3 protein-coding genes are annotated in these 4919 nt (G+C 66.9%); 2 read left to right on the forward strand and 1 reads right to left on the reverse strand.

Translation table 11 applies throughout. The annotated features are described in order from the left end of the window. Nucleotides 1-1279, reverse strand: a 1279-nt coding sequence (locus E4L98_RS13470; RefSeq protein ID WP_135202069.1) for a DEAD/DEAH box helicase, incomplete at its 3' end; no start/stop codon positions are given. 145 nt (nucleotides 1280-1424) lie between these two features. Here E4L98_RS13470 and E4L98_RS13475 point away from each other — a divergent pair. Further along, the gene (locus E4L98_RS13475; RefSeq protein ID WP_135202070.1) at nucleotides 1425-4511 is read left to right on the forward strand and encodes a ligand-binding sensor domain-containing diguanylate cyclase; all 3087 of its coding nucleotides are present in this window, start codon (nucleotides 1425-1427) and stop codon (nucleotides 4509-4511) included. Between the two features lie 4 nt (nucleotides 4512-4515). After that, nucleotides 4516-4680, forward strand: a complete 165-nt coding sequence (locus E4L98_RS13480; protein ID WP_135202071.1) for an oxidoreductase-like domain-containing protein — start codon at nucleotides 4516-4518, stop codon at nucleotides 4678-4680. Nucleotides 4681-4919 lie beyond the last annotated feature (239 nt).

Genomic DNA, 4919 nt, shown 5'->3' on the forward strand with positions numbered 1-4919 from the left:
GCGCACGGCCGGCGTCTTCGCTGCGGCGCGGGCGGCGCTCGCCGCGCTCGTCGGCGAACTGGCCCGGCACGAAGCCCTGCGGCTCGCCGCGCCTGATGGTCTGCTTGATCAGTTTTTCGATGTCGGCCAGCAGGCGCTCGTCCTTGTCGGAGTAGATCGAGATGGCGTCGCCCGAGGCGCCGGCGCGGCCGGTGCGGCCGATGCGGTGCACATAGTCTTCGGCATTGTACGGCAGGTCGTAGTTGATCACGCACGGCAGGTCGGAGATGTCGAGGCCGCGCGCGGCGACGTCGGTCGCCACCAGGATGTCGATCTCGTTTTTCTTGAACGCGTCCAGCGCGGCCATGCGTTCCTGCTGGGTCTTGTCGCCGTGGATGGCCACCGCCTTCATGCCTTCGCGCTCGAGTTCGCGCGCCAGGCGCGAGGCGCCGATCTTGGTGTTGGAGAAGATGATCACCTGCTTCAGCTCGCGCTGGCGCAGCAGGTGCGCGGTCAGCGCGTGCTTCTGGTTTTCCGCCACCTTGTAGACCACCTGGGTCACCTTGTCGGCGGTCTGGTTGCTGCGCGCCACCTCGATGCTGACCGGGTTGTTGAGGAAGGTGTTGGCCAGCTTCTTGATCTCGGGCGAGAAGGTGGCCGAGAACATCAGGTTCTGGCGCGTCTTCGGCAGCAGGTTGATGATGCGCTGCAGGTCCGGCAGGAAGCCCATGTCCAGCATGCGGTCGGCCTCGTCCATGACCAGCATCTGCACCTGGCTCAGCGAGATGTTCTTTTGTTCGATGTGGTCGAGCAGCCGGCCCGGGGTGGCGATGACGATTTCCACGCCGGCCTTCAGGGCCACGGTCTGCGGCTTCATGTCCATGCCGCCGAACACCACGGTCGAACGCACCGGCGTGTGCCTGGCGTAGGCCTTGACGTTCTCGGCCACCTGCACCGCCAGTTCGCGCGTCGGCGCCAGGATCAGCGCGCGCACCGGGTGGCGCGCCGGCGAGGTGCTGGTGTTGGCGTGCGCCAGCAGCATCTGGATGATGGGCAGCGAGAAGCTGGCGGTCTTGCCGGTGCCGGTCTGCGCCGCGCCCATGACGTCGCGGCCCTGCAGCAGGATCGGAATGGCCTGGGCCTGGATCGGGGTCGGATGCACGTAGCCCTGCTCGTCCAAGGCGCGCTGGATGTCGGGCGACAGGCCAAAATCGGCAAAACGGACCTGGACTGGCGCGGCGGCGATGTCGGTCGCGGCTTGCTCGGGGACGGAAGAGGTAGTGATCTCGGTATCGGACATAATGTGAACGGAAGGTGAAGCGCCGTAAACTATACCCTAATTTCTGGCAACTGCGCGAAAAAACGGCACTTTTATGCTGAAACCATTGCATCAAAGACATATATAATAGTCAATCTGATCAGAAACCAGTTGAATTCCGGCCTCCATGCATGTCCTTGTCCCGGCGCTGCGCCGTTTGTTGTTGCTGTTGACGCTGTTGGCCGTGATGGCAGCCGGCGCCGCGCCCGCGCCCTCGCTGCGCTTCAAGAAACTCGGTCCGCTGGGCGGCGACGAGCCCTCGATGCTGTCGCTGATGCAGGACCGCAAGGGCTATGTCTGGGTCGGCACCCACACCAACGGCCTGTACCGCTACAACGGTTACCAGTCGGTCAAGTACACCAACAATCCCGGCGATCCGGCCAGCCTGCCGCACGACCGCGTCTCGGCCATCCACGAGGACCAGCAGGGCCGCATCTGGGCCGCCACCCAGAACGGCCTGGCGCGCTTCAACCCGGACACCAACAACTTCACCACCTTCAGCACCGACAAGGCGCCCAAGAACCACCGCATCGTCAAGAACATCATTGCCGACGGCAAGGATGGGCTGTGGATAGGCACCTGGGGCGGCTTGCAGCATTTCGATCCGAACAGCGGCAAATTCACCGCGATCTACGCCCATGACGACGCCAACCCCGACAGTCTGGCGGCCAACGACCTGAACGCGCTGGCGCTGGACGGCCAGGGCGGGCTGTGGATCGCCACCTGGCCCGGCGGGCTCGACTATCTGGCGCCCGGCGCCAGCACCTTCCGCCACCACCAGGTCGACCCGGCCGCCAGGCCCGATGCGCGCGCCAACATCGTGCGCGCGCTGCAGTTCGACCGCAACGGCGCGCTGTGGATCGGCACCGAAAACGGCATCATCCGCTGGGACGGCAAGGGCGACTGGGACACGCGCAAGGCGATCGCGGCGCCGCAGAGCCGCGTTACCAACTTCGGCCTCGACAACAAGGGCGTGCTGTGGGCCACCACCTTGTCGGCCGGCCTGCTGCGCTGGAACGAGACCAACGGCGAGTTCGACCAGTTCGTGCACGCGGCCGACGATCCGTACAGCCTGCCCGGCGACAACCTGCGCGCGGTGATGCAGGACCGCGGCGGCATGCTGTGGATCGCCTCCTTCACCGACGGCATCGCCATGGCCAACCTGAGCAGCGAAGGCTTCGTGCGCCACGTGCCGTTCCGCATCGACAGCCGCGAGGCGCCGGCCAGCAATGCGCTGCTGAGCCTGGCCCGCGCGCCTAACGGCCGCGTCTGGCTGGGCGGCAATGTCGGCATGAGCCTGTACGATCCGGCCACCAGCACGGTGATCCGCAGCTATCACGCGGACGACAAGACGCCCGGCAAACTGTCGCATGCCATCGTCTACAGCATGTACCAGGACGACGACGGCAAGGGGCCGCTGTGGCTGGGCACGTCGAACGGCCTGAACCGGCTGGACACGCCGGACAGCCCGTTCCAGGCCATCCACTTCGGCAACACCGCCAGTGACTACATCAACGCCATCGCGCCCGGCGCCGGCGGCGTGCTGTGGCTGGCCACCGGCAACAGCCTGATACGCTACGAGATCAAGACCGACGCGCGCAAGATTTACTACAACGATCCGCAGGACCCGAGCACGCGCAGCGTGAACGGCACCTCGGCCGTGCTGGAAGACCGCCAGGGCCGCGTCTGGGCCGGCTCGGAGTGGAATGGCGGCGGCCTCGACCTGCTCGATCCGGCCAGCGGCAAGTTCCGCCACTTCCGCCACGCGGCCCGCGACACCGGCAGCCTCAGCGACGACAACATCGCCAGCCTGCACGAGGATGCGCAGGGCCGCGTCTGGATCGGCACCAGCAAAGGGCTGAACCTGGTGCAGTTCCAGGCCGACGGCGCGGTGCGCTTCAAATCGTACGCGGCGGCCATGCGCGCGCCCAAGATCCTGGCGATCCAGCACGACAACGACGGCAAGATCTGGTGCAGCACCATTGCCGGCCTGTACCGGCTCGATCCCGACAGCGGCAAGGTGACCCACTTCACCGCGTCGGACGGCCTGACCGAAGGCTTCACCGTCAACTCGGTGGCGTTCGCGGCCGACGGCACGCTGTTCTTCGGCGGCGTGCACGGCATGACGGCGGTGAATCCGGCCAAGGTGAAAACCAGCTCGGTGCCGCCGCAGGTGGCGATCACCGACATCACCGTGTTCAACCAGTCGCTGCAGAACAACAGCCAGGCCGCGGCCGACGCCAAGACCGAGGGGCCGGTGACGGCGCCGACCGCGCTGACGCTGTCCTCGCAGGCCTCGGTGTTCGCGCTGGAATTCGCCGCCCTGCACTATACCGAGCCGTCGGAAAACCGCTATGCCTACCAGCTGCAGGGCTTCGACCGCGACTGGGTCAGCACCGACGCCAGCCACCGCACCGCCAGCTACACCAACCTGAATCCGGGCCAGTACGTATTCCGCGTCAAGGCCGCCAACCACCTGGGCGTGTGGAACGAGGAGCCGGCCACGCTGCACATCACCATCACGCCGCCGTTCTGGCAGCAATGGTGGTTCCGTTCCGGCCTGGCGGCGCTGATCGTCGGTTCGCTGGCGCTGGCCTACAAGACCCGCATCAACCGCCTGACCCGCCACCAGACCGAGCTGGAGCAGACCGTCGCCGCGCGCACCGCCGAGCTGGAGGAATCGAACCGCAAGCTGGCGGCGCTGAGCACCACCGACGGCCTGACCGGCGTCAGCAACCGGCGCGGCTTCGACCTGGCGCTGGAAGCCGAATGGCGGCGCGCGGCGCGCACCGGCCAGACGCTGGCGCTGCTGATGCTGGACGTCGACTACTTCAAGAAATACAACGACCACTACGGCCACCTGGCCGGCGACGCCGTGCTGCGCAGCGTGGCCGAGCTGATCACCACCCATGGCCGCCGCACCAGCGACCTGGTGGCGCGCTACGGCGGCGAGGAATTCGCGTTGCTGGCGGCCGCCACCGACGCCGCCGACGCCTTCCGCGTGGCCGAAGAAATCTGCGCCGAGCTGGCGCGGCGGCGCTTGCCGCACGCCGAGTCGCCATTTGGTATCATGACCATCAGCATCGGCGTGGCGGTGACCACGCCGACCGAAGACCAATCGCCGCAGGGGCTGGTGCAGCTGGCCGACCGCGCGCTGTACCGCGCCAAGGAAAAAGGCCGCAACCAGGCCCTGCTGGCCGTAGCACCGATATGAGCAGATGACTGACCAGAACGACGACGATCCGCAACCCCAGCCGCCAACGCCGCCGGCACCGGGCGACTGCTGCCACAGCGGCTGCACCTACTGCGTGGAAGACCTCTACCAGGAAGCGCTGGACCAATACCGCGAAGCATTACAGGCCTGGCGCCAGCGTCACCCCTAATCCGGGGTCAGTTCTGCCAATCGCACACGGGCTCTACTGTAGGCGACGCCTACAGTAGAGCCCGTGTGCGATTGGCAGAACTGACCCCGGAGTTTAGAAGGCTTCCCACTCGTCGCCGCCGACCATTTCCTTGACCGGCTTTTTCGGCGCCGGTCTGGCGATGGCCGGGGCTTTGACGCTGGCCACGACCTGCTTCGGCACCGCCGGCGGCGCGCGCCGCGCCGGGCGGGGCGGCGGCG

Source organism: Duganella callida (assembly GCF_004614165.1).
GTDB lineage: Bacteria > Pseudomonadota > Gammaproteobacteria > Burkholderiales > Burkholderiaceae_D > Rugamonas > Rugamonas callida.

Bases quoted from the DNA above. Each gene is read 5' to 3' on its own strand.
- E4L98_RS13475 (WP_135202070.1), top strand. From the start codon at position 1,425: ATGCATGTCCTTGTCCCGGCGCTGCGCCGTTTGTTGTTGCTGTTGACG.
- E4L98_RS13480 (WP_135202071.1), top strand. From the start codon at position 4,516: ATGACTGACCAGAACGACGACGATCCGCAACCCCAGCCGCCAACGCCG.